The 25,436-nt window shown below is 62.6% G+C and carries 33 protein-coding genes and 2 pseudogenes; 15 read left to right on the plus strand and 20 right to left on the minus strand.

Annotated features, from left to right (window positions below):
• Nucleotides 1-259 precede the first annotated feature (259 nt).
• Together EOC93_RS22640 and pyk are read left to right on the plus strand one after the other, a co-directional pair.
• Nucleotides 260-706 (plus strand): DUF1036 domain-containing protein, encoded by a 447-nt coding sequence (locus EOC93_RS22640; protein ID WP_245329986.1) that lies wholly within the window; start codon nucleotides 260-262, stop codon nucleotides 704-706.
• Nucleotides 703-2,139, plus strand: a complete 1,437-nt coding sequence (gene pyk / locus EOC93_RS22645; protein WP_095487324.1) for a pyruvate kinase — start codon at nucleotides 703-705, stop codon at nucleotides 2,137-2,139. Before EOC93_RS22640 ends, pyk begins: the two co-directional genes overlap by 4 nt.
• A 161-nt stretch (nucleotides 2,140-2,300) precedes the next feature.
• Here the strand turns inward: pyk and EOC93_RS34910 are convergent, their stop codons facing one another.
• From EOC93_RS34910 to EOC93_RS22700, 11 genes are all read right to left on the minus strand, one after another.
• Nucleotides 2,301-2,504: a hypothetical protein gene (locus tag EOC93_RS34910; RefSeq protein WP_095487322.1), complete on the minus strand. Its 204-nt coding sequence runs from the start codon at nucleotides 2,502-2,504 to the stop codon at nucleotides 2,301-2,303.
• 130 nt (nucleotides 2,505-2,634) lie between these two features.
• Nucleotides 2,635-3,219, minus strand: coding sequence for a hypothetical protein (locus tag EOC93_RS22655; protein ID WP_127205754.1), 585 nt, complete (start codon nucleotides 3,217-3,219; stop codon nucleotides 2,635-2,637).
• A gap of 114 nt (nucleotides 3,220-3,333) precedes the next feature.
• On the minus strand, nucleotides 3,334-3,459 hold the full coding sequence (ykgO, locus tag EOC93_RS22660) for a type B 50S ribosomal protein L36 (RefSeq protein ID WP_006327841.1): 126 nt from the start codon (nucleotides 3,457-3,459) through the stop codon (nucleotides 3,334-3,336).
• 189 nt (nucleotides 3,460-3,648) lie between these two features.
• Complete coding sequence (locus EOC93_RS22665) at nucleotides 3,649-4,725, minus strand: 5-(carboxyamino)imidazole ribonucleotide synthase (protein WP_127205755.1); 1,077 nt, start codon at nucleotides 4,723-4,725, stop codon at nucleotides 3,649-3,651.
• Complete coding sequence (gene purE / locus EOC93_RS22670; RefSeq protein WP_095487669.1) at nucleotides 4,722-5,219, minus strand: 5-(carboxyamino)imidazole ribonucleotide mutase; 498 nt, start codon at nucleotides 5,217-5,219, stop codon at nucleotides 4,722-4,724. The genes EOC93_RS22665 and purE overlap by 4 nt, the downstream gene beginning before the upstream one ends.
• A gap of 102 nt (nucleotides 5,220-5,321) precedes the next feature.
• A complete protein-coding gene (locus tag EOC93_RS22675) occupies nucleotides 5,322-6,527 on the minus strand; it encodes an aminotransferase class V-fold PLP-dependent enzyme (RefSeq protein WP_127205756.1) in 1,206 nt (401 codons plus the stop codon).
• Between the two features lie 24 nt (nucleotides 6,528-6,551).
• Nucleotides 6,552-7,013, minus strand: a complete 462-nt coding sequence (locus EOC93_RS22680; protein WP_095487314.1) for a RidA family protein — start codon at nucleotides 7,011-7,013, stop codon at nucleotides 6,552-6,554.
• A 36-nt stretch (nucleotides 7,014-7,049) separates the two neighbouring features.
• On the minus strand, nucleotides 7,050-7,844 hold the full coding sequence (locus tag EOC93_RS22685; protein WP_095487312.1) for an amino acid ABC transporter ATP-binding protein: 795 nt from the start codon (nucleotides 7,842-7,844) through the stop codon (nucleotides 7,050-7,052).
• 4 nt (nucleotides 7,845-7,848) lie between these two features.
• Nucleotides 7,849-8,499: an amino acid ABC transporter permease gene (locus tag EOC93_RS22690; protein WP_095487310.1), complete on the minus strand. Its 651-nt coding sequence runs from the start codon at nucleotides 8,497-8,499 to the stop codon at nucleotides 7,849-7,851.
• A 1-nt stretch (nucleotide 8,500) separates the two neighbouring features.
• Nucleotides 8,501-9,166: an amino acid ABC transporter permease gene (locus EOC93_RS22695; RefSeq protein WP_095487308.1), complete on the minus strand. Its 666-nt coding sequence runs from the start codon at nucleotides 9,164-9,166 to the stop codon at nucleotides 8,501-8,503.
• 77 nt (nucleotides 9,167-9,243) lie between these two features.
• Nucleotides 9,244-10,119, minus strand: coding sequence for a transporter substrate-binding domain-containing protein (locus EOC93_RS22700; RefSeq protein ID WP_126104582.1), 876 nt, complete (start codon nucleotides 10,117-10,119; stop codon nucleotides 9,244-9,246).
• Between the two features lie 126 nt (nucleotides 10,120-10,245).
• Between EOC93_RS22700 and EOC93_RS22705 the strand changes: the two genes are divergently transcribed.
• Entirely contained in the window at nucleotides 10,246-11,049 is an 804-nt protein-coding gene (locus EOC93_RS22705; protein WP_095487304.1) for an IclR family transcriptional regulator, read from the plus strand.
• A gap of 33 nt (nucleotides 11,050-11,082) precedes the next feature.
• On the opposite strand, the gene EOC93_RS22710 is transcribed toward EOC93_RS22705, so the two are convergent.
• A complete protein-coding gene (locus EOC93_RS22710) occupies nucleotides 11,083-11,286 on the minus strand; it encodes a YdcH family protein (protein ID WP_023797035.1) in 204 nt (67 codons plus the stop codon).
• 240 nt (nucleotides 11,287-11,526) lie between these two features.
• On the opposite strand from EOC93_RS22710, the gene EOC93_RS22715 reads away from it, so the two are divergent.
• The 5 genes from EOC93_RS22715 (at nucleotide 11,527) to EOC93_RS22735 (ending at nucleotide 16,213) form a co-directional block, all read left to right on the plus strand.
• Nucleotides 11,527-11,706 (plus strand): YdcH family protein, encoded by a 180-nt coding sequence (locus EOC93_RS22715; RefSeq protein WP_095487303.1) that lies wholly within the window; start codon nucleotides 11,527-11,529, stop codon nucleotides 11,704-11,706.
• A gap of 344 nt (nucleotides 11,707-12,050) precedes the next feature.
• The gene (ispG, locus tag EOC93_RS22720; protein WP_095487301.1) at nucleotides 12,051-13,304 is read left to right on the plus strand and encodes a flavodoxin-dependent (E)-4-hydroxy-3-methylbut-2-enyl-diphosphate synthase; all 1,254 of its coding nucleotides are present in this window, start codon (nucleotides 12,051-12,053) and stop codon (nucleotides 13,302-13,304) included.
• A gap of 4 nt (nucleotides 13,305-13,308) precedes the next feature.
• Nucleotides 13,309-14,178, plus strand: coding sequence for a lytic transglycosylase domain-containing protein (locus EOC93_RS22725; protein WP_095487299.1), 870 nt, complete (start codon nucleotides 13,309-13,311; stop codon nucleotides 14,176-14,178).
• Between the two features lie 91 nt (nucleotides 14,179-14,269).
• Entirely contained in the window at nucleotides 14,270-15,007 is a 738-nt protein-coding gene (locus EOC93_RS22730) for a class I SAM-dependent methyltransferase (protein ID WP_095487297.1), read from the plus strand.
• Between the two features lie 276 nt (nucleotides 15,008-15,283).
• The gene (locus tag EOC93_RS22735; RefSeq protein WP_127205757.1) at nucleotides 15,284-16,213 is read left to right on the plus strand and encodes a LysR family transcriptional regulator; all 930 of its coding nucleotides are present in this window, start codon (nucleotides 15,284-15,286) and stop codon (nucleotides 16,211-16,213) included.
• Between the two features lie 7 nt (nucleotides 16,214-16,220).
• Here EOC93_RS22735 and EOC93_RS22740 read toward each other — a convergent pair whose 3' ends face one another.
• Nucleotides 16,221-17,138 carry a polyprenyl synthetase family protein gene (locus EOC93_RS22740; RefSeq protein ID WP_095487293.1) on the minus strand — a complete coding sequence of 306 codons (918 nt, stop codon included), beginning with the start codon at nucleotides 17,136-17,138 and terminating at the stop codon, nucleotides 16,221-16,223.
• Nucleotides 17,139-17,216: 78 nt separating this feature from the next.
• Between EOC93_RS22740 and EOC93_RS22745 the strand changes: the two genes are divergently transcribed.
• From EOC93_RS22745 to EOC93_RS22755, 3 genes are all read left to right on the plus strand, one after another.
• A complete protein-coding gene (locus EOC93_RS22745) occupies nucleotides 17,217-17,987 on the plus strand; it encodes a transglycosylase domain-containing protein (protein WP_095487291.1) in 771 nt (256 codons plus the stop codon).
• 137 nt (nucleotides 17,988-18,124) lie between these two features.
• Nucleotides 18,125-18,307, plus strand: coding sequence for a 50S ribosomal protein L32 (rpmF, locus tag EOC93_RS22750; RefSeq protein WP_006203806.1), 183 nt, complete (start codon nucleotides 18,125-18,127; stop codon nucleotides 18,305-18,307).
• A gap of 243 nt (nucleotides 18,308-18,550) precedes the next feature.
• The gene (locus EOC93_RS22755) at nucleotides 18,551-18,952 is read left to right on the plus strand and encodes a hypothetical protein (protein WP_095487289.1); all 402 of its coding nucleotides are present in this window, start codon (nucleotides 18,551-18,553) and stop codon (nucleotides 18,950-18,952) included.
• Between the two features lie 14 nt (nucleotides 18,953-18,966).
• On the opposite strand, the pseudogene EOC93_RS34915 reads toward EOC93_RS22755, so the two are convergent.
• The 3 genes and pseudogenes from EOC93_RS34915 to EOC93_RS22770 all read right to left on the minus strand — a co-directional run.
• Nucleotides 18,967-19,075: pseudogene (locus EOC93_RS34915) on the minus strand (heme-binding protein); the annotation flags it as partial.
• A gap of 2 nt (nucleotides 19,076-19,077) precedes the next feature.
• Entirely contained in the window at nucleotides 19,078-19,311 is a 234-nt protein-coding gene (locus tag EOC93_RS22765) for a hypothetical protein (RefSeq protein WP_029348749.1), read from the minus strand.
• 80 nt (nucleotides 19,312-19,391) lie between these two features.
• The gene (locus EOC93_RS22770) at nucleotides 19,392-19,919 is read right to left on the minus strand and encodes a helix-turn-helix domain-containing protein (protein ID WP_095487287.1); all 528 of its coding nucleotides are present in this window, start codon (nucleotides 19,917-19,919) and stop codon (nucleotides 19,392-19,394) included.
• A gap of 98 nt (nucleotides 19,920-20,017) precedes the next feature.
• Here EOC93_RS22770 and EOC93_RS22775 point away from each other — a divergent pair, with 98 nt between their 5' ends.
• Both EOC93_RS22775 and EOC93_RS22780 read left to right on the plus strand, forming a co-directional pair.
• On the plus strand, nucleotides 20,018-20,869 hold the full coding sequence (locus EOC93_RS22775; RefSeq protein WP_126104585.1) for an alpha/beta hydrolase: 852 nt from the start codon (nucleotides 20,018-20,020) through the stop codon (nucleotides 20,867-20,869).
• 64 nt (nucleotides 20,870-20,933) lie between these two features.
• Nucleotides 20,934-21,590: a glutathione S-transferase family protein gene (locus EOC93_RS22780; RefSeq protein ID WP_095487283.1), complete on the plus strand. Its 657-nt coding sequence runs from the start codon at nucleotides 20,934-20,936 to the stop codon at nucleotides 21,588-21,590.
• 75 nt (nucleotides 21,591-21,665) lie between these two features.
• On the opposite strand, the gene EOC93_RS22785 is transcribed toward EOC93_RS22780, so the two are convergent.
• From EOC93_RS22785 to EOC93_RS22795, 3 genes are all read right to left on the minus strand, one after another.
• Nucleotides 21,666-21,941 carry a metalloregulator ArsR/SmtB family transcription factor gene (locus EOC93_RS22785; protein ID WP_095487281.1) on the minus strand — a complete coding sequence of 92 codons (276 nt, stop codon included), beginning with the start codon at nucleotides 21,939-21,941 and terminating at the stop codon, nucleotides 21,666-21,668.
• 31 nt (nucleotides 21,942-21,972) lie between these two features.
• Nucleotides 21,973-23,220, minus strand: coding sequence for an MFS transporter (locus EOC93_RS22790; RefSeq protein ID WP_095487280.1), 1,248 nt, complete (start codon nucleotides 23,218-23,220; stop codon nucleotides 21,973-21,975).
• 83 nt (nucleotides 23,221-23,303) lie between these two features.
• Nucleotides 23,304-23,498, minus strand: coding sequence for a DUF1192 domain-containing protein (locus EOC93_RS22795; protein WP_126104587.1), 195 nt, complete (start codon nucleotides 23,496-23,498; stop codon nucleotides 23,304-23,306).
• Between the two features lie 191 nt (nucleotides 23,499-23,689).
• Here EOC93_RS22795 and EOC93_RS22800 point away from each other — a divergent pair, with 191 nt between their 5' ends.
• Together EOC93_RS22800 and EOC93_RS22805 are read left to right on the plus strand one after the other, a co-directional pair.
• Complete coding sequence (locus tag EOC93_RS22800; RefSeq protein ID WP_127205758.1) at nucleotides 23,690-24,703, plus strand: NAD(P)H-quinone oxidoreductase; 1,014 nt, start codon at nucleotides 23,690-23,692, stop codon at nucleotides 24,701-24,703.
• Between the two features lie 131 nt (nucleotides 24,704-24,834).
• The gene (locus tag EOC93_RS22805; RefSeq protein ID WP_065011316.1) at nucleotides 24,835-24,975 is read left to right on the plus strand and encodes a DUF1127 domain-containing protein; all 141 of its coding nucleotides are present in this window, start codon (nucleotides 24,835-24,837) and stop codon (nucleotides 24,973-24,975) included.
• A gap of 193 nt (nucleotides 24,976-25,168) precedes the next feature.
• On the opposite strand, the pseudogene EOC93_RS22810 reads toward EOC93_RS22805, so the two are convergent.
• A pseudogene (locus EOC93_RS22810) lies at nucleotides 25,169-25,436 on the minus strand (lysine transporter LysE); the annotation flags it as partial.

The raw sequence follows: 25,436 nt of genomic DNA on the forward strand, positions 1-25,436 counted from the left end.
CCGGGGAGGGTGGTATCGTCATTCCACGAAGAGGACGCGTGCGCAATGCCGTCGTTTGGCCACGGTTTCTACGGAAATCTGGCGGAAGGTGACAGACCATGCGCCGGAGCCTTTCTAAATCGATTGGAATTGAGCAAAAGGGCGCGTTGACATGCGCCCGGACTTTTCCGAAAAGGGGCGTTGAGAGATGCAAATGTGGTTCTTGAAGGGTTTCAGGATGGGTTCCGCCGGCAAGTCGCGCGTGCGCTACGGCTTCGCCATGCCGCTCCTGACCCTTGCCGTGGGCCTCGCCGCGATGGTTGCTGCCTCGCCCGCGCGCGCCGATTTCCGTGTCTGCAACGCCACGCAGAATCTGGTCGGCGTCGGCATCGGCTATCGCGCCAAGGCCGGCTGGATCACCGAGGGCTGGTGGCATATCGAGGGATCGAGCTGCAAGACGTTGATCGAAGGGCCGCTGTCATCAAGGTTTTACTATCTTTATGCAGAAGACGCCGAGCGTGGCGGGCGCTGGGATGGCCCGATCAACATGTGCGTGGCTGAAAAAGAGTTCAAGATCGCCGGCGTTGCCGATTGCGTCGCTCGGGGCTTCCAGCGCGCCGGATTCCAGGAATATGACACGGGCGAGCAGGCAAGCTGGATGGTCCAGCTGACCGATGACCCCGCAACGGGGGGCGCTCCAGCCGCCCCGGGAACAAACAGTCAATGAGACGCAGCCGCAAGGTCAAGATACTCGCCACCATCGGTCCGGCCTCCTCCTCCGAGGACATGCTGAAGAAGCTCTTCGAAGCCGGCGCCGACGTGTTTCGCATCAATATGAGCCACACCGATCATGAATTGATGCGCACACTTGTCGGTCGCATCCGCAACGTCGAGAAAGCGGTCGGCCGGCCGATCGGCATTCTCGCCGACCTGCAGGGGCCCAAGCTGCGGGTCGGCAAATTCGCCAACGGCAAGGAGGCGCTGACACTCGGCCAGACGTTCACGCTCGACGACAATCCCGAGCCCGGCAATTCGACCAGGGTCTATCTGCCCCACCCCGAAATCCTGAGATCGGTCGAGGCCGGTCACCGCCTTTTGATCGATGACGGCAAGCTCGAGCTGAAGGCGGTGAGAAGCGACGGCAAGGCGATCGTCTGCACCGTCGTCGCCGGCACCACCATCTCCGACAAGAAGGGCGTCAGCCTGCCCGACACCGACCTACCGGTCGGCGCGCTGACCGAAAAGGACCGCAGGGACCTGGATGCGGTGCTGGCCACCGGCGTCGACTGGGTGGCGCTGTCGTTCGTGCAGCGTCCGGAGGATCTGGCGGAAGCGCGCAAGATCGCGCGCGGCCGGGCACTCATCATGGCCAAGATCGAAAAGCCGCAAGCCGTCGCCCGGCTGGCCGAGATCATCGAACTTTCGGACGCACTGATGGTTGCTCGCGGCGATCTCGGCGTTGAAATGCCGCTCGAAGCCGTGCCCGGCATCCAGAAGCAGATCACCCGCGCCGCGCGCCGCGCCGGCAAGCCGGTGGTGATCGCCACGCAGATGCTGGAATCGATGATCACCGCGCCAGTGCCGACCCGCGCCGAAGTGTCGGACGTCTCGATCGCCGTGTTCGAAGGCGCCGACGCCATCATGCTTTCGGCCGAATCCGCGGCCGGCTCCTACCCGGTCGAGGCGGTGGCGATGATGAACCGCATCGCCAGCAAGGTCGAAACCGACCCGACCTATGCCGGCATCATCAATGCACAGCGCTCGGAGCCTGAAGCGACCGGCGCCGACGCCATCTCGCTCGCCGCCCGCGAAATCGCCGAGACGCTGAAACTGTCGGCGATCATCAGCTATACGGCGTCGGGCACGACCGGCCTGCGCGCCGCGCGCGAGCGGCCGCAGGTGCCGATCGTCGCGCTGTCGCCGATTGTCAACACGGCGCGGCGGCTGTCGCTTTTGTGGGGCACGCATTGTGTCGTCTCGCCCGATGCCATCGACCTCGACGACATGGTCGACCGCGCTTGCCGCATCGCTTTGGACGAAGGGTTCGGCAAGCCGGGCGACCGGGTCATCATCACGGCCGGCGTGCCGCTGAGGACGCCGGGCTCCACCAACATGCTGCGCATCGCTTATGTCGGTTCAGACGCCCAGATCAGGCGCTAGAGCAAATCACCCAAAGATGCGCAGCGATTTGGGTAAAAACAAAGACTTAAAGCGCGTCGCAAGAATCCATTCAAACGCGACGGCTTTAGGCCGCTCACGCCGAATTCACCAAGCTGAAGCCTCGCCTCGATGGGACTGGGAGCGTAGCGACTTATTGCCGATCAAGAAGGTGAGGCGACGGCGAGCACGATCGCGATTATCAGCAAGAGCGGTCCCATCCATTTGAAATGGCTGGGAAGGCGTGCCAGCCAAGTCTGTTGTCCGGTTTGGGGTTGGTTCGGCAGCTGAAAGAACCCGTAGCCGACGCCCGACATCCATAGACCGGCGCAAAACATTATGAATTCGTCGATGTAAGCTGCGATCATGATTGCCGAACCGCTCCAACCCTAGACAGGAAACCACACCTCGCGCTCACCGACAAGCAGCACTGCAAGAACGGCAGCAATGTTGAAATTGCCGTGGAGCGTCGCAGCCAGGCGCACTGGTCCACCGGCATCAAATCCCTTCGCCGGCAAGTTCTTCCGAAAGCGTGCCGACCTGATCCTGGGCGCTGCGCAGCATCGGATAGATGCTGAGCACGCGCTGCCAGGCTTCCAGCGCCGATTCCTTGTGGCCGGTTACGGCCATGATCTGTGCCAGGCCGGACAGCGCGCCGAAATGGCGCGGCTCGAGCTGCAGCGTGCGGTCGATGTCCGCCATCGATTTCCCAAAATTATTCATCATGAAATGTACGGTGGCGCGCCGGTTCCAGCCTTCCGCATAGGCCGGTTGCAAGGTCACCACCTGGTCGAGGAAGTCGAGCGCCACGTCGAACTTTTTCTCTTCGACCGCCTTTTGCGACCATTGCATCATCAGGTCGATCGAGGCGCTGCCGGATTGCACCCACTCGTTCGAGATGCGCGCGGCGATGCGCTCTGCGGCTTTTTCGTTGCGCTCGCGCTTCAGGTCGACAAACAGCTGGTCGAGCCTTGCCTCCCTGGTCGTGGCAATCGGAGGGGCGACCGTGTCCTCCGCTTGAGCCGGAGGTACGGCGGAGCCGAAAAGAAAAAGCGCCACGAAGAATGCAAAACGAATCCGCATGGCCGAGAATCTAACCCCGGACGGCAGATCGTCAAACTGAATTTAGCGTGAGAGGGCCGGGAGGCCAGCAATTACATCATGCAAGCGTGGAGGCAGGCCTCCACGCGAAAAGACTCAGCCCTGGCGCGCCTTGTAGCGCGGAGCGGTCTTGTTGATGATGTACACGCGGCCCTTGCGGCGAACCAGCTGGTTGTCGCGGTGACGCGCCTTGAGCGCCTTGAGCGAATTCTTGATCTTCATGGTCTTGCCCGTCGGTCTGGGCCCGCTTGGGCCGAATTATTAAGGCGCGCTCGGAAAGCGCGCCTCTCAACTTGTGCGTGGCTCATAAACGAGGAGCCTTGCCCGTGTCAACCGCAGCATGCTTCATGGTGCGGCGGATTTTGAGTTTCTGCTCTATCGACGGCGTTAGAGCGGCGCCGTCCAATAGCCTCAGCGGCGACGGCTCATTCGCGTAAAATGGCCCATTTTGCGGCCGGGACGCGCCTCGGCCTTGCCATAGAGATGCAGCATCAGGTCAGGCTCGGCGAGCAGCGCTGGGACGCGCAGGATGCCGTCGCCGATCAGGTTTTCCATGACGCAGTCAAAATGGCGGCCGGGATTTCCCAAGGGCAGGCCGGCGACAGCACGAATATGCTGCTCAAACTGCGAGACGATGCAGGCGGCTTCCGTCCAGTGGCCGGAATTGTGAACACGCGGCGCGATCTCATTGGCCAGCAGCGCGCCGTCGGCAAGGACAAAGAACTCGATGCCGATGACGCCGACATAGTCGAGTGCGGCAAGTATCTCTGCTGCTGCTGCCTGCGCCGCAGCGGCGGTTTCGGAGCCTATCCTGGCTGGCAAGGTCGAGCTGTGCAGGATGCCGTCGCGGTGGACGTTTTCTGCCGGGTCGTAGGCTGCGAGCGAACCGTCTATGCCGCGCGCCGCGATCACCGAAATCTCGCGTTCGAAGGCGACGAAGGATTCGAGGATCAACGGCACGTTGCCCATCGCCTCGCAGGTGCCGGCAAAGCCGCCCGTTTCCATGTTGCGGAAGACACGCTGGCCCTTGCCGTCATAGCCCATGCGCCGCGTCTTCAATATGCCGCTGCCGTCGAACTTTTTCAGGGCCGCCGTCAATTCGTCGTCATTGTCGACGGGACAGAAATCCGCGGTGGGAATGCCGATGCCGTTGAGGAATTTCTTCTCTGCCACCCGGTCCTGCGCCACTTCCAGTGCGCGCGCCGGCGGATAGACCGGGACCGTGACGGCAAGCGCGCTGGCGGCCATGACCGGAACGTTCTCGAACTCGTAGGTGACGACGGCGCTGACTGCAGCCAGTTCGGCGAGCGCTGCCGTATCGTCGTAGGCAGCGGTGATCTGCCGGTTTGCGACCTGTGCCGCCGGGCAATCCGGCTGCGGTTCCAGCACGACCGTGCGGTAGCCGAGGCGGGCCGATGCCACGGCCAGCATGCGGCCGAGCTGGCCGCCGCCGATGATGCCGATGGTCGGTCCCGCGGGCAGGCTCATGGCGTGTCCGTCGGCTCGGCGGCGACCTTGGCGGTCTGGGCGGCGCGCCAGGCGTCGAGCCGGGCAGCGAGCTTTTCGTCGGTCAGCGCCAGCACGGCAGCGGCCAGAAGGGCGGCATTGGTGGCGCCCGCCTTGCCGATGGCCAGCGTGCCGACCGGAATGCCGGCCGGCATCTGCACGATGGAGAGCAGCGAGTCCTGTCCGGAAAGCGCCTTCGATTCCACCGGTACGCCAAAAACGGGGAGCGGCGTCATTGCCGCCGTCATGCCGGGCAGGTGCGCCGCACCGCCGGCGCCGGCGATGATCACCCGAAGACCGGCCGCCTTGGCGCCCTTGGCGAAGTCATAGAGCCGGTCGGGGGTGCGATGGGCCGAGACGATCAGCCGCTTGTGCGGGATGCCCAGCGCCTCCAGCGTTTCGGCGGCGTGGCGCATCGTCGCCCAGTCGGACTGGCTGCCCATGATGATGGCGACGTCGGCGCGTTGATCGTCCAAGCTTCTGCTCCCGGCGGCAAAGGCGCGCATTAGCGGAATTCGGGATCGACGGCAAGGATGCGATGCCTCTACGCCCATTCGGGCGCATGGCGCCATCGTCACCTAATCCGGCCAGCGCAACGCGCCGGCGGTGTCCTTGCGAGCCGGCTTCATCGCATCCGCCGGGCGGTCGGTTGCGTTCAGCACAGCCTGCAGGCGTTCGGCGACGATCTCCGCCTCGCCGGGATGGAGATTGCACGGGTCGAGGAAGAAGTGACCGCGCTCGACCTCGTGGTTGCGCACGATAATAGGAGGCGAGCCTGCCGCCAGCGCCGAGGCAAGGCCGGCGGCGCTGAACCTGCTCTCAGGCGTAACAAACACCTGCAGGCGGTCGAGCGGATTGTCGGTCGGATCGGGAATAATATGCGCGGCGATGCCGGGCAGGCCCTGCAATGCCTCCTCCCACAGATGCAAGGCCGCATCCTCCCGCTTGCGGATGCCGGCGTGATCGCGACGCTCCCAGGCCTCCAGCGCGGCCATGGTGCCGGCGATGCTTTCCTTGCCGACCTTCATCGCCCGCGCAACGCCGCGATTCTGGAGATAGGCAGCACGCACCAGATCCTTGCGCCCCGTCACGATGCCGCTAGTCGGTCCCGAGAGGAATTTGTGCCCGCTATAGACGACGATGTCGGCGCCGCGTGCGAAAAAGCCGCGCAGGTCGTATTCCGAGGCGGCGTCGACGATCACCGGGACGCCCTTGGCGTGGCAGATCTCGCAGAATTCCTCGAGCGAGAGCATGCCGTATTGCACTGTGTGATGCGCAACGACATAGAGGCCGGCCGCGGTGCGGTCGCGGATCGCCTCGCGCACATGATAATCCTGCGTCACGCTGACCGTGCCGGCCGGTACGGCCTTGGCCCCGGCAAGCCGGATCGACTGGTCGATCGGCGCGCCGTAATTGACGATGTGGCCGAGCTGGACGATGACCTCCGACTTGAGGTCCTCGGTATCGTCCGGCAGCCGCTCGATCGCCAGAAGGTTGGTGCCGGTCATCGTGCCGGCAATCGCCATGGTGATGCCGCTGGCGCAGCAAGCCGTGACGAAGCCGGCCTCGCCCCCTGTGAGGCGCGCGACGATCGTGCTTGCGGCGCGTTGCAGATCGTCCATCTCCACCCACTGCGACGCGATTTCCGACATCGCGGCGATCGCTTCCGGGACGATGATCGAGGCACCGAGCGCCGTCATCGTGCCGGAAACGTTGATGATCGGGCGAAGGCCGAGTCGTTGACGAATTGTCGTGTTGGAGCCGTTTTCGGAATAGGTTTTCATCTCTAGAGGTCCCGTTGGTAGACGTCAGGCGGCGGTCTCGACGACCGCCTCGATTTCGACCGTGATGTTTCCCGGCAAAGAGCCAACACCGATCGCCGAGCGGGCGTGCCCGCCGATACTATCGAAGACTTCGGCGAAAAGATCGGAGCAGCCGTTGACCACCTTCGGATGGTCGCTGAAGGTCGGGATCGCGTTGACGAAACCCAGCAGCTTGACGACGCGCACGATGCGGCCGAGGTCGCCCGCTGCGGCATGCATGACAGCGAGCAGGTTCAGGCCGGTGAGACGGGCATGTCCATAAGCCTCCTCCACCGTGACGTCCTCGCCCACCTTGCCGGTGCAAAGCGTGCCATCGGCGCGCAATGGCCCCTGGCCGGAGAGGAAGATCAGCCGTCCGCTCTCGGCGTGGGTGACGAAATTGGCGATCGGCTTCGGCGGCTCGGGCAGCGTCAGGCCCAGTTCGGCGAGCCGGATGTAAGGCGACATGAAAAGGCTCCTTGCGACAGCTTTCGCCGTCCGATGTCAGAAATGCGAGGCGCGGAACCGCGCCAGAAAGCTGCGAAGACGTTCGTTGTCGATGTCCGCGCCCAGAATCTCGGCTGGCGGGCCTGCGGCGCTGACACCGCCATCCGCCATGAAGACGATGCGGCTCGAGGCGTCGCGCGCAAAGGCCATCTCGTGTGTGACCATCACCATGGTCATGCCGTCCTCCGCCAAGCTGCGTACCACCTCGAGCACCTCGCCGACGAGTTCCGGATCGAGCGCCGAGGTTATCTCGTCGAGAAGCAGGATTTTTGGCTCCATCGCCACCGCGCGGGCAATGCCGACACGCTGCTGCTGGCCGCCGGAAAGCTCGGCGGGCAGGCTGTCTGCCTTGTGGGCGAGGCCGACCCGGCCGAGCCAGTGCTCCGCAATCTGGCGGGCTTCGGCGCTGCTTTTGCCGCGCACCTTGCGCAGGCCAAGCATGATGTTGCCGGCCGCCGTCAGATGCGGGAACAGATTGAAACTCTGGAACACCATTCCGGTCTCGGCCCGCATCTTCGCCAGGTCGCGCTCACTGCGGCGCTGGCGTGTTCCCGTCTCGCGGAAGCCAACCTCCTTTCCGTCGATGCGGATGGAGCCGCTATCGTAGCTCTCGAGAAAGTTGACGCAGCGCAGCAGCGTGGTCTTACCACTGCCGGAAGGCCCGATGACAGTCACCACCTCGCCGCGTGTCACCTTTAGGCTGACGGAGCGCAGGACCTCGACGGATCCAAAGGATTTGGAAACGTCGCGGATATCGAGAAGCGCCGGATTGGCGGGCGGGGCGATGGACATCTTGCTATTCCCGGATGAAGGAGAAACGCCGCTCCAGCCGTCGGCTGGCCAGGGAGAGGGCGTAATTGACGGCGAAGTAGATGACTGCGCCGAGGATGTAGAGCGGCATCGCCTCGTAGGTGCGGCCGATGACCTGGTTGATGGCGTGCATCAGGTCGGTGATGCCCAGCAGCGAGACCAGCGCGCTGCCCTTTACCGCATCGGTGACGCCATTGATCCATGGCGGCAGGAAGCGCCTGAACGCTTGCGGAAAGATGACGTAGGCCAGTCGCTGGCGAAAGGTCAGCCCGATCGCCATCGCCGCCTCGGACTGCCCCTTCGGTATGGAACCGACCGCGCCGCGCAGATATTCGATGACCTGGGCCGTCTTGAACAGGGTGAGCGCCAGCACGGCGGCCCAGAAGGACTCCAGATGGATGCCGATGGCAGGCAGGCCGTAATAGACGAAGAAGATGAGCACCAGGATCGGAATGCCGCGTATGGTGTCGCTGAAAATGCGCACCACCCAGCGCAGCGGCGTAGGGCCGTAGACAAGGCCGACGCCCATCATCACGCCGGCGACGAGCGACAACACCACGACAAGCAGCGACACCCACAGTGTCACGGCAAAACCCTGGGCTAGGAAGGGCAAGGCATAGGCGATCTGGCCAAGCATGTTAGTGCGCCGCCCTGAACCGGCGCTCGACAAGCCGAAGCGCATAGAGAAGCGCGTAGCCGGTCAAGAGGTACATCGCCGTCACCACAAGGTAGACCTCGACGATCCGGAAGGTGTTGAAGTTGATCCATTGGGCGCCGTAGGTGAGCTCGGGCACCGAAATGACCGAGGCGACGGACGTGTCCTTGAAGAGCGATATGAACGTGTTGGAAAGCGCGGGCAGCGTTATCCGCAGCATCGTCGGTAGGCGCACATGGAGCAGCCGCTGCCAGGGCGTCAGGCCGATCGCCTTGCCAGCGTCGATCTGTCCGCGCGGCACGGCTTCGAGCCCCGAGCGAAACACCTCGACCAGATACGCGCCGCTATAGAGCGACAGTGTCGCGACAAACGAGGTCTGGGCGCTGTAGGCGAGATCGACCACGGTCGGCAGGCCGTAGAAAACGAGATAGACAAGCAGGATCAGCGGCACGTTGCGGATGAATTCGACATAGGCGGCGATTATGGACCGGACGACGCGCCCGGCCGAGACGTACCAGACCGCCAGAACGAGCCCGATGACGATGCCGATGGCTATGGAGATCACGGCGAGCTCGAGACTGAGCAGCAGGCCGCCCCACAGCTTGTCGAAATGCCGCCAGATCAGGTTGAAATTGAGGGCGTAGCCCATGCGTCTGCCTCAGTGCCGAGGGCCGTCGAGGAGAAGGAGGCGGAAGGGCGCCGATTGCTGCCCTTCCGCCAGCTGCATCAGATGACCGGAAAACCGGGATGCCGGGCCGGCGGCTCCAGCCCGAAATAGTCCTTGAACGCCGCGTCGTAGAGCGCCGTTTCATGACCGAACATTGCCGTCGCGAAGGATGCGTTGACGAAGGTCAGCCAGTCGAGATCGCCTTGCCTCAGCGCCGCGCCGTAAAGCATGCTGAACCAGCTTTTGCCGGCATCGAAGTAGCGGTCCGGGTTGCGTGAGGCGAGCCAGCGCACCGTGGAAAGATCGACGGCGGCCGCGTCGACGCGCTTCGACTCGAGTGCCTGCAGCACGTTGGCCTGGGTGTCTATCTGCATCACCTGCGACTCCGGCAGGACAATGTGCACATTTGCCTCGGCATCGACATTCTGCAGGATGGAAATACGCGTTGCCGAACCGCCGGCAAGCAGCTTGTCGAAGGTCTTGTTCTCGGCGGTCGGAAGGGTCAGCAGAGCGATGCCTTCGACGTAATAGGGCCGCGAGAAGTTGATCAGCTGCGAGCGCTGGGCGGTCATGGTCATGAACTGGATCGAGATGTCGACCTTGTTGGTGGTCACATTCGGAATGCGCTGGGCCGGATCCTGCATGACGAAATCGACCATGGTCGGATCGTCGAAAAGCCCCTTGGCAAGAATGCGCCCCATGGTGATGTCCATGCCGACGAGTTCGCCGGCATCGTTCTCGAAGTGCCAGGGTGCGTTGGTGCTGCCGGTGCCGACGATCAGCTTGCCGCGATCGAGAACAGTACGCAGCAGGCTGTCCGGCGCCGCTTGCGCCGCCGCCTTCTGAACATCGACCGTTGCTGCTGCGCCCATCACTCCGGCCGTTGCAAGCCCGGCCATTTTCAGAAATTCACGTCTTTTGGATGTGTCGTTCACGGCGACCTCCTTCGTGTTGTGTTCCCCTTTGGATGAGCAACATGCGTCGTTGCAATGAACGTGATTGTCCCTTACAAGAGACGCATGTACTCTATACAAGACAGATACTAACATCAGGAGCCGGTAATGCAAGATGGCAATGCCTTGGCAGTTCGACCGGACGCCGGCCTGGACGAAGACAGGGCATCGGGCTCTCGCGAGAAGGGTCTCAACCGGGTGCTCCAGATCCTGGAGTTTCTCCACACGACCCAGCGTGCGATCGGGATTGGCGATCTCGCCAAGGCAGTGAATGCGCCTCGCTCGACGACCTACACGCTTGTGCGCTCGCTGGTCGATGCGGGCCTGCTGGAAATGGCCGGCGACGGCAATCGCGTCTATTTCGGAAAAAAGCTTTACCTCTACGGAATGGACTATGTGCGCGGCAACGACCTGCTCAGGAGAGGGCGGCAGGAGGTCGACAATCTGTCGCGCGAGACAGGCGAGACCTCTGAATTGTGCATGCTGCAAAGCGGCCGCTACACAATCGTCCATTCAAGTCCGGGCACCAGGCCGTTCCGGATCAGCTCGGCCACAGGTCTGCAGATCCCGCTTCCCTGGACCGCTTCGGGGCGGTTGCTTCTCGCCGGTTTCGAAAGGGCCGTGATCGAAGACATGGTGTCCGAAGACGATCTCGTCCTGCCAGACGGCCGCAGATTGCTGCTCGACGACTTCATAGAAGATATCGCCGTGGCTGGCGGTGTCGGCTACTGCGTGACCTCGGGTCTTGTCGACGCCTACACAAAATGCCTTGCCGCGCCGGTCTTTTCAGCGCCCGGCAAGGTCGAGGCGACGATATGCCTTGTGGTTCCCATCGACACTTCCGGAGAAAAGACCGACGATCTCATCGCCATGCTGCGCGAACGCGCTGCGAGGCTTTCGATCACAGGATGAGCAGGTTTGCCGAGTCGCCAAGTGGGAATTCGCTCACGCGATGATGTCGGGGATGATCCGGTCTTCCAGCGCCATCAGCCGGTCTTTCAGGAATAGTTTTTTCTTCTTCATGCGCTGGATCTGCAGCGGGTCGCAGCCCATGGCGATCATCGCGTTGATGGCCGCGTCGAAATCGGCGTGCTCTTGCTTCAGCCGAGAATATTCGAGGCGGATATCGGCCTGTTCCTGTTCGGACATTATCTACCGTTTGCACGTCTGCGGCGCCCAAAAATGGGCCTGATTGGGCGGGGCCGGGGGCTCTCTTGCACCGGCGCGCAGCCAATATCACATTTCACATTGTCGTGGAATGCTACCACGCAGCATTCGACATCGCTGCCCGATGGTGGCACACTGTCATTATGCCGTCACAGAAGCGAGCCTGCGGTGGACACGCCTTGACGGCTGCAATCGAGGAAACCATGAAAGGGAGAACCAATCATGTCTCTTGCATCCCATCTTGATGAGTTGCAGCGGAAACACGGCGACATCGAACGCGAAATCGATGACGCGATGAATCATCCATCAGTGGATGACCTCGAAATCGTGAATCTCAAGCGGCGCAAGCTGGCACTCAAGGACGAGATTGAAAAACTGAAAGCGAAACCGACCACGCATTGACGCTTTTCCTCGAATAGCTGCGCCGGTTTCGGCGCACGAGCATCTTTCCGGTGGCGGCCATGCCGCCGGAGCGCTGCTTCACACGACTCGGAGATGGTTCCGGCCGCCAGCGGCACGGATACGATGGGCTGTTTGTCTCCTCTCCCGTTATCGATTTGGTAGGTCTGCCTGCCTGTCGCCATTGACAAGCCATCTTTGCTCCTCCACCTCATGCCCGGACCTTCTACAGCGCCGCGCGCCCTTTCGGGCGCGCAAAGGACACTGTATTTTGATTTTTGCGCGTGATCCTTTCCGGAAACCGATTCCGGGATTCGGGGTGATGCGCTAACAAAGGGCAGCCGGCCATGACCGGATATTTTTCCTCTCCCTTCCCGCGCCGCACGTCGGTCGGTGTCGATGTCGGCGGCGTGATGGTCGGCGGGGGTGCCCCTGTCGTCGTTCAGTCGATGACCAACACCGACACCGCCGATGTCGACCAGACAGTCGCTCAAGTTGCGGCGCTGCATCGTGCCGGCTCCGAGATCGTGCGCATCACCGTCGACCGCGACGAGAGCGCTGCCGCCGTGCCCGCCATCCGCGAGCGGCTCGAACGGCTCGGCATCAACGTGCCGCTGGTCGGCGATTTCCACTATATCGGCCACAAGCTGCTCGCCGACCATCCGGCTTGCGCCGAGGCGTTAGCCAAGTACCGCATCAATCCCGGCAATGTCGGCTTCAAGGACAAGAAGGACCGGCAGTTCACTGATATCGTCGAGATGGCGATCCGGCACGACAAGCCGGTGCGCATCGGCGTCAATTGGGGGTCGCTCGACCAGGAGCTTCTGACCCGGCTGATGGACGACAACCAGCGCCAAGGCTTTCCGCTGACCGCGCAGGAAGTGACGCGCGAGGCGATCGTGCAGTCGGCGATCCTTTCGGCCGAAATGGCCGAGGAGATCGGTCTTGGCCGCGAGAAAATCATTCTGTCGGCCAAGGTTAGCGGTGTGCAGGACCTGATCGCCGTTTATACCGAGCTTGCCACCCGCTCCAACCACGCGCTGCATCTTGGCCTCACCGAGGCCGGCATGGGTTCAAAAGGCATCGTCGCCTCGTCCGCAGCGATGGGCATCCTTCTCCAGCAAGGCATTGGCGACACGATCCGCATCTCGCTGACACCGGAGCCGAATGGCGACCGCACCCGGGAGGTGCAGGTATCGCAAGAACTCCTGCAGACCATGGGGTTCCGGCAGTTCGTGCCGATCGTCGCCGCCTGCCCCGGCTGCGGCCGCACGACCTCTACCGTGTTCCAGGAACTCGCCCAGAACATCCAGGCGGATCTGCGCAAGAACATGCCGGTGTGGCGTGAAAAATATCCCGGCGTCGAGAACCTCAAGGTCGCGGTGATGGGCTGCATCGTCAACGGTCCAGGTGAATCCAAGCATGCCGATATCGGCATTTCTCTGCCCGGTACCGGCGAGACGCCGACGGCGCCGGTATTCGTCGACGGCAGGAAGGCGGCGACGCTGCGCGGCCCGTCGATTGCTGCGGACTTCGAGAAAATGGTCGCCGACTATATCGAGCAGCGGTTTGGGCAACTTGGCAAGGCCGCGGCGGAGTAGATCTATGCGGCTCCCTTGGGCGACGCCGGTCTTGCTTGGTGGGTTTGTCTTGCTTTGTGGGCTGGGCTGGGTGACAGCCGTCCAGGCCGATCCGCCGCGCCCCGCCAAACAACGACTGCTCGACCGGGTTTGCAACCTGATCGAGGCTCATGCGGACCAAAACGGCCTGCCCAAGGACTTCTTTGCCCGGTTGATCTGGAAGGAAAGCCGCTTCGATCCCAGTGCGGTCAGCCCGGTCGGCGCCGAAGGCATTGCCCAGTTCATGCCGGGTACAGCCAAGATACGCGGCCTCGCCAATTCCTTCGATATCGAGCAGGCCATCCCGGCCTCGGCAAAATATCTCGCCGAAATGAAAACCGGCTTCGGCAATCTCGGCTTGGCCGCCGCCGCCTACAATGCCGGTGAAAGCCGGGTGTCGCGCTGGCTGAGTTCTGGCGGTTTCCTGCCGATGGAGACCGAAAGCTACGTTCTGGACATCATGGGCGAGCCAGCCGACAGGTTCACCGACACCGCCTATGCCGGCACCATCCGGCCGCTCGACAAGAAAGCGAGCTTCGCGGTCGCCTGCCGCAAGCTGCCGGTCATCAAGTCCCAAACCGTGGCCATGGCGTCGATCAACATCAAGCCGTGGGGCGTGCAGGTGGCCGGCAATTTCCGCCGCGCCGCGGCGCTCAGTCAATGGAATGGTGTGAAGCGCCGGTTTCCGGCCTTGCTTAAGGGCCAAAATCCGGTGGTCAGCCGGGTGCGCTCGCCGATCGGCAGGCGCGGCATCTATGCGGTCCGGATCGGCGCCGACTCCAAAGCCAAGGCCGACAACATTTGCCAGAAACTGCAAAGCGTCGGCGGTGCATGCATTGTGGTGCGGAACCGGTGATGGGTACCGACCGATTTGCCCGACAAACCATCGAAGCTGCGCTTTGACTCCACGAATTCTGCTGCTCCACGGCTCCAACTCCAGGCCTTCCATGACCGACCGTCTCTACAGCGATCCCGACCTCGCCCAGTTCTACGATATCGAGAACGAAGGCGGCGTCGACTTCGACTATTGCGTCGGCTTTGCCAAGGGTGCCGGATCGGTTCTCGACCTCGGCTGCGGCACCGGGCAATTGGCCGCCGCGCTCGCCGATCGGCGTAATGTGACCGGTGTCGATCCGGCGCCGGCGATGCTCGACATCGCGCGCCGCCGAGCCGGCGGGCAGAGGGTCGACTGGGTCGAGGCCGATGCGCGAACCGTCCGGCTCGGACGACGCTTCGATCTGGTTCTTTTGACCGGGCACGCCTTCCAGGTGTTTCTGACGCCGAAAGATCGAGAGGCGGTGCTTGCCACGATCGCTGCTCATCTGGCTCCCGATGGGCGCTTCATCTTCGACACGCGAAATCCAGCCACCGAGGAATGGCTCGAGTGGACGCCGGAAAGGTCCGAACGGGACCTGAGTCATCCCGGATTGAGCACCGTAAGAGCGTGGAACGATTTCCGGCGCGATCCCGCTACCGGTGTCGTCACCTACTCGACCCATTATGAAATCCCCGACAGCGGGCGGGTGCTCAGCGCCGAATCGAAAATAGCCTTCCCGACAAAGGAAAGCCTTGCGGGGATGATGGACCAGAGCGGGCTGGTCGTCGAAGAATGGCTCGGCAACTGGCAGGGCGAGCCGTATGGCCCGGCCTCGCCGGAAATCATCCCGATTGGCCGGTTGCGCTAGCCCGGACGTTGCTTCGCTCTGGGCGTTTTCCCATCTTTTGCGGTGACCGGTTGAGCACGCCGATAATCCGGAGACACCACCGCCCGATTGCGGCGCTGCGCTGACGACGTGCCCACCGATGCAGCTCGTGACCATCGCGCAGGTTTGGCTGTTCTGAACGCATCGCACTCTCCTCACCAGCATTTCGGATGCTGAGGAGGGAATCATATTATGTATCGCAAATACTGATAATTGGCGATAATTTCCGTTCATCTGTGACGAATTGGAATAGATATCATGGACCGACAGGAAACGATGGGTGTGTTCCTGTCAGTTGTCGAGGAAGGCGACTTCTCGGCAGCGGCACGCCGGCTGCGGATGACCCCATCGGCCGTCAGCAAAATCATCGGTCGCCTTGAGTCCCGCCTTGGCGTGCGCTTGTTGCAACGCTCGACGCGGCGCATCAGCTTGACAGCGGAAGGCAGCAGCTATGCCGATAGCGCTCGCCGGATCCTGAACGACATCAAAGAGGCTGAAATCGCGATTCAACCCGGCGCAGAACCGCGCGGCCGGCTGCGCGTCAGTCTTCCGAGCGCCTTCGGCCATCGTCTAATCGTGCCGATGCTACCGGCTTTCATCGATCGCTATCCGGCCATTGAGCTCGAGCTGATGTTCACAGATGCGATTGTCGACCTGTTGGCTGAGGAAACGGACGTCGCCGTGCGCGTTGCCGCCCAGAGCGATTCCAGGCTGGTGATGCGGCGGCTGGCGCCCAATCACCGTGTCATTTGCGCGTCAGCTCAGTATCTCGAAAAACACGGCATACCGATGACGCCAGGCGACCTTCAACATTATACTTGCCTCGGCATCACATCACGCGGCGGCCTTAACATCTGGGAATTCGATGGCCCGGACGGTCCGCAAAGCATGCGTATCCGCAGCCCGATAGAGGCCAACAGCACGGAAGCCCTGCGCCGGCTGGCGCTCGCCGGTGTCGGCATCATCCGCATGTCGGAGATATTGGTCGGACCGGATATCAGGATAGGCAGGCTGACCGCACTGCTCACCGGATACAATCATCATGACGGACCGCCAATCTGCGCTGTTTATCCGCCTGGCCGGATCTTGTCGCCGCGTGTCCGCGTGTTCGTGGATTTCCTGGCCGAACAGTTCACCAACCCTCCTTGGCTACGCAGCGCGCCACAAGACGTCGGGCATACAGTTTAGAGCAGCATCAGCTGTTGCGGGTCGCCACGAATGTCGCCGCTTGCTTCAGAAGCACGGCGGCTTCGCCATAGGGATCGAGCAGCGCGTGGGCCTGGTCGACGAGGCCTTGAAGCTGGTCCTGCGCCCAGTTCGCGCCGTGCAGCGCCACCAGCGTCGCCTTGCCGGCTGCTGCATCCTTGCCGGTCGCCTTGCCCATCTGGTGCGCGTCCGCCGTCAGGTCGAGCAAATCGTCGGCAAGTTGAAAGGCAAGCCCGATCGCCGAGCCGAACTCGGCCAGCCTTTCGCGGTCGACCGGTGGCGCGCCGGCAATGATTGCGCCCGCCTCGCAGGCGAAGCGGATCAGCGCGCCGGTCTTCATCGCCTGAAGCCGGATGATGCCGGCTTCGTCCGGCCCGATGCGCTCGGCCTCAAGGTCGAGCATCTGGCCGCCGACCATGCCGCCGGCTCCGGCGGCGCGGGCCAGCGCCAGCACCAGCGCCACCCTTCGCTCGGCCGGTAGCATCATCGCTTCGTCGGCAATGATGTCGAAGGCGAGCGCCAGCAAGGCGTCGCCGGCGAGGATGGCGGTCGCCTCATCGAAGGCCTTGTGCACGGTCGGCTGGCCACGGCGCAAATCGTCATCGTCCATGGCCGGCAGATCGTCATGGATCAGTGAATAGCAATGCACGCATTCGAGCGCCGCCGCCACGCGCAGCGCCGCCTCGCTGTCGGCGGAAAACAGCGCGGCGCTTTCCATCACCAGGAAGGGGCGCAGGCGCTTGCCGCCGTTCAGCACGCCATGGCGCATCGCCGCCATCAGACGTTGCGGCCGCGCGATCTCGCCCGAAAGCGGGCGGTCGTCGAGGAGCCGCCTGAGCAGCGCCTCGATCGGACCTGCGCGCGCGAGAAGCGCTGCCTCGAACGGAATTTGGTCGTCTTTCGTCATCGCCGGGACCGGTAGCCGACACTCAGACGTTGCGCAAGAAGCCAAGCGCCATTATGCCGGGGCAGGGAGCAGCATGGATTGGGCGGCTTGGCGGAACCGATCGTCGATCACGAAACCGAAGGGTTGGACATGGTGAGGCCGAAACGCGGCAACCGCATCGGTCTCAAACGCTGGCCCCGGCTCTGGGTCCGGCGCGGCATCACCGTCGCCGTCGTGCTGGCGTTGATGCCGGTGGTGTTGACGTTTCTGTATCTGCCGCCGTTCGTGCATCCGGTGTCGACATTGATGCTGAAGGATCTGGCGACGTTTTCCGGCTATGACCGGCGCTGGGTCTCGATCGACGATGTGGCGCCGGCGCTGGCGAATTCGGTCATCATGTCGGAGGACGGGCAGTTCTGTTTCCATCGCGGCATCGACCTTGGCGAGTTGAGGGGCGTCGTCGACGACGCGCTGGCCGGCGAGATGACGCGCGGCGCATCGACCATCACCATGCAGACCGTGAAGAATCTCTATCTGTGGTCGCGGCCGCTGGGCTCGGTCCGGAAAGTCGTCGAGCTGCCGCTGTCTGTCTATTTTGACATGGTGATGTCGAAACGGCGCATCATGGAAATCTATCTCAATATCGCCGAATGGGGCCCGGGCATCTATGGCATCGAGGCCGCCGCCCAGCACCATTTCGGGGTTTCGGCAAAACGATTGTCGCGTCGCCAGGCGGCACTGCTTGCCGTCACCTTGCCGAACCCGATCGCGCGCAACCCGGCGAAGCCCGGACCGGGGCTGAGGCGGCTGGCTGCGCTGATCGAGCGGCGCGCAGGCCGGTCCGGCGCCTATGTCGGCTGCCTGCGATAGCTTAAAAAAATTCGCGACGGCGCTGGCCAAAACGGCGCAGGGCGTGTATAGGCACCCGACTTTCTCAGATTCCGGCCCTGACGCGGCCCTTTCACGAGGGCAGCCGGGGCGTTTTGACCATGTAGTGGAGCATATCCATGGCCGTACCGAAACGAAAAACCTCTCCGTCGAAGCGCGGCATGCGCCGTTCGGCCGACGCATTGAAGGCCCCGACCTATGTCGAGGACAAGAATTCCGGCGAGATGCGCCGCCCGCACCATATCGACCTGAAGACCGGCATGTATCGCGGTCGCCAGGTTCTGGAGCCGAAGGAAAGCTGAGACAGCTTTCGACGGCTTGTGACTACCGAAGGACCGGCCATCGCGCCGGTCTTTTGCATTTTGGCGCTGAGGATCGCTCACCGAACCAATTTCAGCCATCCAGCAACCGTTTAGGATGTCAGCCGGGCCGGCTGACATTGTTATTTCGCACCGTCTTTGTCCGTGTTCGCGGTCGCATACGAAAATTCTTGACGGCGAACGCCGGGCGCATACTACAGAGGGCAGTCCAACCGGAGCCGCCTGATGTTCGGTGCCATCCCGCTGCTGATCGTGCCCTTCGTCCTCTATAATCTCGGGCTTCTGGGAATATTCGGCGGTGGCGACGACCCCTGGGCAAGCGAACTGGTCTCGATCCGCATGATGTCGGGCGGGGTGTTCTCGCTGACGCTCGGCGATCTGATCGTGCTGATCGGGCTAATCCTCTTCTTCGTCGAAATCGTGAAATCGACGCGCACGACGAGCGCCTCGATCATGGACCACCTGCTGTCGACCTTCGTCTTCGTGGCGTTCCTGGTTGAGTTCCTGCTGGTGAAGGGCGCGGCGCACTCGGTTTTCTTCACGCTGATGGTCATCGCGCTGGTCGACGTTCTCGCCGGCTTCTCCGTGTCGATGCGAGCGGCCACCCGTGACATAAACATGAACTAGACTTGAGGCCGGCCTTAGCCGGAGGCGGCGGTGAAGCCAGCCGCCTCGATACCGGCGATGGCCGCCGCTTCATCATTGTCGGAAATGCCGACAGCGCCGACGACGGCGCCGGTCGCGAACCAACTCTATTTTTTCTTGGCGCGCGCCGGCTTCTTCACCGGAGCAGCCGGCGCATTGGCGAGGTCTTCGGCTTCCTTGGCGAGGCGCAGCGCCCGCAGTTTGTTGGTCTTAATCTGGCGGGCGTCGCTCTCGGCGACATATTCCGCCATCGCCTTCTGACGAACCGTGGCTGCCTCTTCCTGCTTTTTGAAACGCAAATCGGCCCGCGCGCGGGCAGTATCCTTAGAGTTCTCAACCAAGGGCTTTTCCAATCCCGTAAATTATAGTTTTCAATGCCTTTAATAGCAGAGCCGGCCTGCGATGGGGAAAAATAAGTTGGTCAGGCGCGGGGATCGCACCCGGTGCCCGGCGCCTTTCGGGCGACAACCGCCTCGTATCCAGCCTGCAAGGTCGCACGCACGGTGGCGTCCGGCGGCGTGTCGGAAGGTGTGCCCAGATGTTCGTGGCGCAGCTCGTCCATGAACTTCTCCCACATAGGCGGGCCGCCCTTTTCCAGGAGCTCGGCGCGGATCGAGAGTTCCTCGCTGACCGGCAGCCAGACGCGACCCCAGGCGCCGAGATGCGCCAAGATCGGTACCAGCGTTATCGCCATTTCGGTCAGGCTGTAGATCGCCTTCTGCTTGTGAGTGGGGTCGTCGGCCCTGGTCAGCATGCCGAGCTCCATCAGCCGCTTCAGCCGATCGGCGAGGATGTTGGAAGCGATGCGTTCCAGCGATCCGTTGAGCAGTTCGCGAAAGTGGCGTTTGCCGCCGAATATCATGTCGCGAAGGATGATCAGGCTCCACCGGTCGCCAAACACTTCAAGCGACAGGTTGATCGGGCACCCAGACCGGTGATCGATGCTCATGCGATTCTCCAAGAAACCGGTTGCATAATTATATCGGTTTTATTATCGTGCAACTGATTGCAAAATGCAATCGGTTTCGCAGAAAGGAGACTACGATCATGATGAAGGTTGCGGAACCCGAAATCGCATCCCAGACGTTTGGCGATCCCGCGCATCCACCGATACTGCTGATCATGGGCGCCATGGCTTCGATGCTCTGGTGGCCGGAGGCGTTTTGCCGGAAACTGGCCGGCAAGGGTCTGTTCGTGATCCGCTATGACAATCGCGATACCGGCCGTTCGACCAAATATGCGCCGGGCGAACCGCCTTACACATTCGACGACATGGCGGACGACGCTATCCGCGTGCTCGACGGTTACTGCATCGCGAAAGCGCATGTGGTCGGCATGTCGATGGGCGGCATGATCGCGCAGCTTGTGGCGCTGAAGCATCCATCGCGGGTCATCTCGCTTACGGCGATCAGCACTTCTCCCGTGGGAACCGACACGTCGCATCTGCCTGGGATGACCGAGGTCTATAGGAAACATTCGGCCGAAGGCGCTGATGTCGATTGGTCGGACCGTGACCAGGTGGTCGACTTCATCGTCAAGGACGCGCACGCGATCGCCGGCACCGCGCATCCCTTCGACGAGAAGCGGATGAGGGCGTTTGTCGAACAGGATTACGACCGATCCGGCGGCTTCTTGAGCGCGACCAATCATTTCATGCTCAAGAGCAGCGAGGATCGGGGCGGCGAGGACGGGAAGGGCCGCCTGCACGAATTGAAGGTTCCGCTCCTCGTGATCCACGGCACCGATGATCCGATCTTTCCGATCGAGCATGGCGCCGCTCTTGCCGAAGCAGTTGCCGGCGCGAAGCTTGTCCGTATCGAAGGCGGTGGCCACGAACTGCATCCCGACGATTGGGCCGTGATCGTCGATGCCATCGTCACCCATACCCATGCCAGGTAGGTAGCAGGCCGAACCTCGATACCGCCCGTCCGCGAGGCGAACCACCAAAGGAACGAACAAAACAATGTCCCTGACGATGCATCTTCATCCGCTGGCGTCCTTCTGCTGGAAGCCGCTGATCGCGCTCTATGAGAACGGCACGCTGTTCACGTCGGTCGTCGTCGATCTCGGCAATGAACAGTCGCGCGCGGCGTTCCTGAAATTGTCGCCGGCCGGCAAGATGCCGGTGCTGCGCGATGAAGCGCTGGACCAGACTGTGCCGGAATCGACGATCGTCATCGAATATCTCAACGCGCATTATCCCGGACCGGTCGAGCTGATCCCTGCCGATATCGATCTCGCCCGCCAGACCCGCCTCGCCGACCGATTTTATGACTTCTACGTGCAGCACCCGATGCAGAAGATCGTCGGCGACCGCCTGCGGCCGGAAGGCATGACCGATCCGTTCGGCGTCGAGGAGGCGCGCGCCCAGCTGCGCAGCGCCTACGCCATCATCGAGCAGGACATGCAGTCGCGGACATGGGGCATGGGCGAAGCCTTCACCCTGGCCGACTGCGCCGCCGCCCCGGCATTGTTCTATGCCAACAAGGTCGAGCCGTTCGGCGACAGATATCCCGCGGTGAGGCGCTACCACGACCGGCTGCTGCGGCGGCCGTCTGTCGCCCGCGTGATCGAGGAAGCGCAGCCCTATTTTAAGCTCTTCCCCTATAACAACGGTTAGGCCCGATGCTGCACGATCCCGCCCAACGACGCCCCTGGCGCTTCGCTGGCCAAGACGTGACGGCGCATCTCCGGGTCAACCCAGCTGCTCTGCGTCCCAGAACTGGTCGAGCCAGATGTTGAGCTTCAGGAAGCCGGCACTGCTGACCGTGTAGACACGCCTTGTCCCTTCCGGCTTGGCATTGACCAGCCCGGCGTCGAGCAGCACCTTCAGATGCTGCGAAACAGCCGGGCGCGAGACCGGCAACCCGGCGGCAAGTTCGTTGACGGTCTTCGGGCCGCGCCGGAGCTCTTCCAAGAGATAGCGCCGGTTGGGATCGGCAATCGCCATAAAGGCGTCGGAAAACATCATGCCTTATTTGTGAGGCAAAGTTTTCCAAATCTCAACCGTTGGTTTCAGGCTTTCTGCGCGGATCGAGCCGCAGTGCTTCCGGCGTGATCGAGCGCTCGGCCGGTTGTGTCTTGAAGGCGTCGCGGTCCTCGATCGGCACCGGCGCGCGCCGGCTGATGCGCAGCAGCGTATAGCCCGCCAGGCAAAGATGCGCGAAGGCAGTCGCAAGGAACAGGGCTTCCGGCCGCATCCAGCCCATCAGGCCGGCGGCCAGCAGCGGCCCGATCATTGTGCCGAAACCATAGAGCAGCAGCAGCCCGCCCGACACTTTGACGAAATCCTCGGCCCGGGCGTGATCGTTGGCATGGGCCACGGCGATCGAATACAGCGTGTAGGCAAAGGCGCCGTAGGCGGCAGTGCAGACGATGACGAAGACGCCGGAGCGCGGCTCGAACAGGAAGACCGCGACGGCGAACAGTGCCGCGCCGAAGGCCAAGCCCGCAAGCACAAAGCGGCGGTCGGTCTTGTCGGAAAGACGCCCGGCCGGAAGTTGCATGGCTGCGCCGGCGACGACCACCAGGCTCATCATCAGCGCAATCTCGGCCGTGGAAATGCCGATGCGGGCGCCATAGACGGCGCCGAGCGTGCCCCAGGCGCCGTTGGCGATGCCGATCAAGACGCAGGCGATCGCCGACACCGGCGAATTGGCATAGAGCCCCTTGACGTCGAGCGAGACGTCCTGCAGCGGCTTGGGGTGTGACGCCGTCGACACCGCGGTCGGGATGAGCGACAGGCAGAACAGAATGCCGGTGATCATGAACAGCGAGGCCGACTTCACGTCGCCGCCGGCAACGATCATCTGGCCGCCCATGATCGAGGCATAGGTGACCATCATGTAGAGGCCAAAGACGGCGCCGCGGTTCTCGTTGGTAGACTTCTCGTTCAGCCAGCTTTCGATGACCATGAAGGCGCCGGCCATGGTGAAACCGGTGAAGGCGCGCAGCAGGATCCAAAAATATTCGTCGATGATCAGGCCGGTGAGCAGTGCGACGATGGCTCCCGATGCCGCAAAGGCGCCGAAAGCGCGTACGTGACCGGCGCGACGCACGATGCGCGGCGCAAAGAAGCAGCCGGTGACGAAGCCGCCGGCCCAGGCCGTGCCCATCAGGCCGAGCGATGCGGTCGAGAAACCCTCCAACTGGCCGCGCAGCGGCAATAGCAGCCCGTGCAATCCGGTCGCCGCCAGCAGGAAAGCGGTGCCGCGAAGCAGCGAGAGGATCGGTCGGTAGCTTGCAAACATTTAGCTGATCCGGCTGGAATTAGGGAGGATCTGAAGACAGTCGCATTCGGGCTTTTCGGCGGCGGGCGCTTCGGCTCTGGAGACTATCCGCGGCGGAACAGCGCCTCGGCCGCTGATTTGGTGGTGCCCTTGGACTTGAGCTCGGCTTCCAACCGGGCGATCTCGTCGCGCAGGATGCCGATCCGCTCGGACAGTTCGTCGACCGAAAGCAGCGACAGATCCTGACCGATCTCGTGCGGGCGCGCTTTCTTTTTGGGTTCGTCGTCGAAGATCGCCATCGTCGCTCCTCCCTGATGCGCAAAAATTAGACTGCTACAGCATCCATAGCGCGTCCAATCGGACGCCCGGCGCTGCAGTGGCCATTTGCCTGATTTGGCAATCAGCATACATAGGGCAGGGGCATGGATGCAAATAGTCGGCAAGAAACTGGCCGCTGGCAAGAAACTGGCGAAGCGAGACGGGAAAATTCATGGCGAATGGACAGAACAGAATTCCAGCGACGATGATCGCCATTGCGATCTCGGAACCCGGCGGACCACGGGTGCTGAAACCCGAAACGCGCGACGTGCCGGTGCCGGGTCCCGGCGAAATCCTGATCCGGGTGCGCGCCGCCGGCATCAACCGGCCGGATGTGCAGCAACGCAAGGGCGTCTACCCACCGCCGCCCGGTGCGTCGGACCTGCCGGGTCTCGAAGCGTCGGGCGAAGTTGCAGCCCTTGGCGATGAGATATCGCGCTGGCGCGTCGGCGATCGGGTCTGCGCGCTGACGCCCGGCGGCGCCTATGCCGAATATGTCAAGGTCCATGCCGGCAGCGTGCTGCCGCTGCCCGCAGGCTTCACCCACACCGAAGCGGCGGCAGTGCCGGAAAACTACTTCACTGTCTGGCATAATGTCTTCGAGCGCGGCGGCCTTAAGAGCGGCGAGACACTGCTCGTGCATGGCGGCTCGTCGGGGATCGGCACCACGGCGATCCAGCTCGCCTCGGCCTTCGGCGCCTATGTCATCACCACTGCCGGCAACCAGGAAAAGTGCGACGCCTGTCTGAAGCTCGGCGCCGACCGGGCGATCAACTATCGCGACGAGGATTTCGTCGCAGCGGTTAAGGACGCGACCGACGGCCGCGGCGCCAACGTTATCCTTGACATGGTCGGCGGCGACTACGTGGCGCGAAACTACGAGGCCGCGGCGGTGGAAGGCCGCATCGTCCAGATCGCCACGCAGGGCGGGGCGACAGCCACCGCCGATTTCTCGAAGCTCATGGTCAAGCGGCTCACCCACACCGGCTCGACGCTGCGGCCGCGCACCGTCGAGTTCAAGGCGGCAATCGCCGCAGCGCTGGAGGCGCAGGTCTGGCCGCTGCTCGGCACCCGCAAGGTGGCACCGGTGATGGACATGATCCTCCCGCTCAAGGAAGCGTGGCGGGCGCATGAGCGGATGGAGGAGGGCGAGCATATCGGCAAGATCGTGCTCGACGTCGGCTGACGGGCGGTAACAAGCTGAACAAAAGCTTAATTGTGCAATGCAACAAACGCATTGCGGCCATGCAAAAGCGTCTGTTCAACTTTTCATCAACGATGCCTATTTGAGCGGCATCGAAACGATGGAGGACTACCATGAACCCGATCCGTGCTTTCCGTAACTGGCGCATGTACAATGAAACCGTGCGCGAACTGAACCGCTTGAACGCCCGTCAGCTCAACGACCTTGGCATCAACCGTGGTGACATCGAGAGGATCGCCCGCAAGGCGCTTTGATCTCGAGTGTAATCTCGCCCGAAAGCATCAAGCCGCCTTTTTGTGCAGCGGCGTTTCGGTCCGAGATCATGCTTTAGAAGCCAGAGCCGCAACAGACGGGTTTTTCCGTCGCCGGTTCCGAGCCCGCTGGACCCTGTCCGGCGGGTTTTGTCGTTTGAGGTCCGTGTAACAGCGGCGGCTGCGTGTATCTTTCTCAATAACCAAGTGCGGCAAAGCCGAGCGCCACCAAGGCTCCTCCCAGCACAATGTCCGCATGCTTTCGGAAACGACTATAAAATCGCCGTGTGGCCGGTTGGGAAATGGAAAGGCCGAGAAGACCAAACCAGGCGATCGCAATGGCAAACACCAATGCGACCACGGACAGGTGAGTTGCCCCGCGAGCATTTAAATTCAGCGTCGAGGTTGCGAAAAACAGCGCGGTGGCAGGATTTGCCGCTGCCGTGATAAATCCCAGCCGGAAG

This window comes from Mesorhizobium sp. M6A.T.Ce.TU.002.03.1.1, from assembly GCF_003997275.1.
GTDB lineage: Bacteria > Pseudomonadota > Alphaproteobacteria > Rhizobiales > Rhizobiaceae > Mesorhizobium > Mesorhizobium mediterraneum.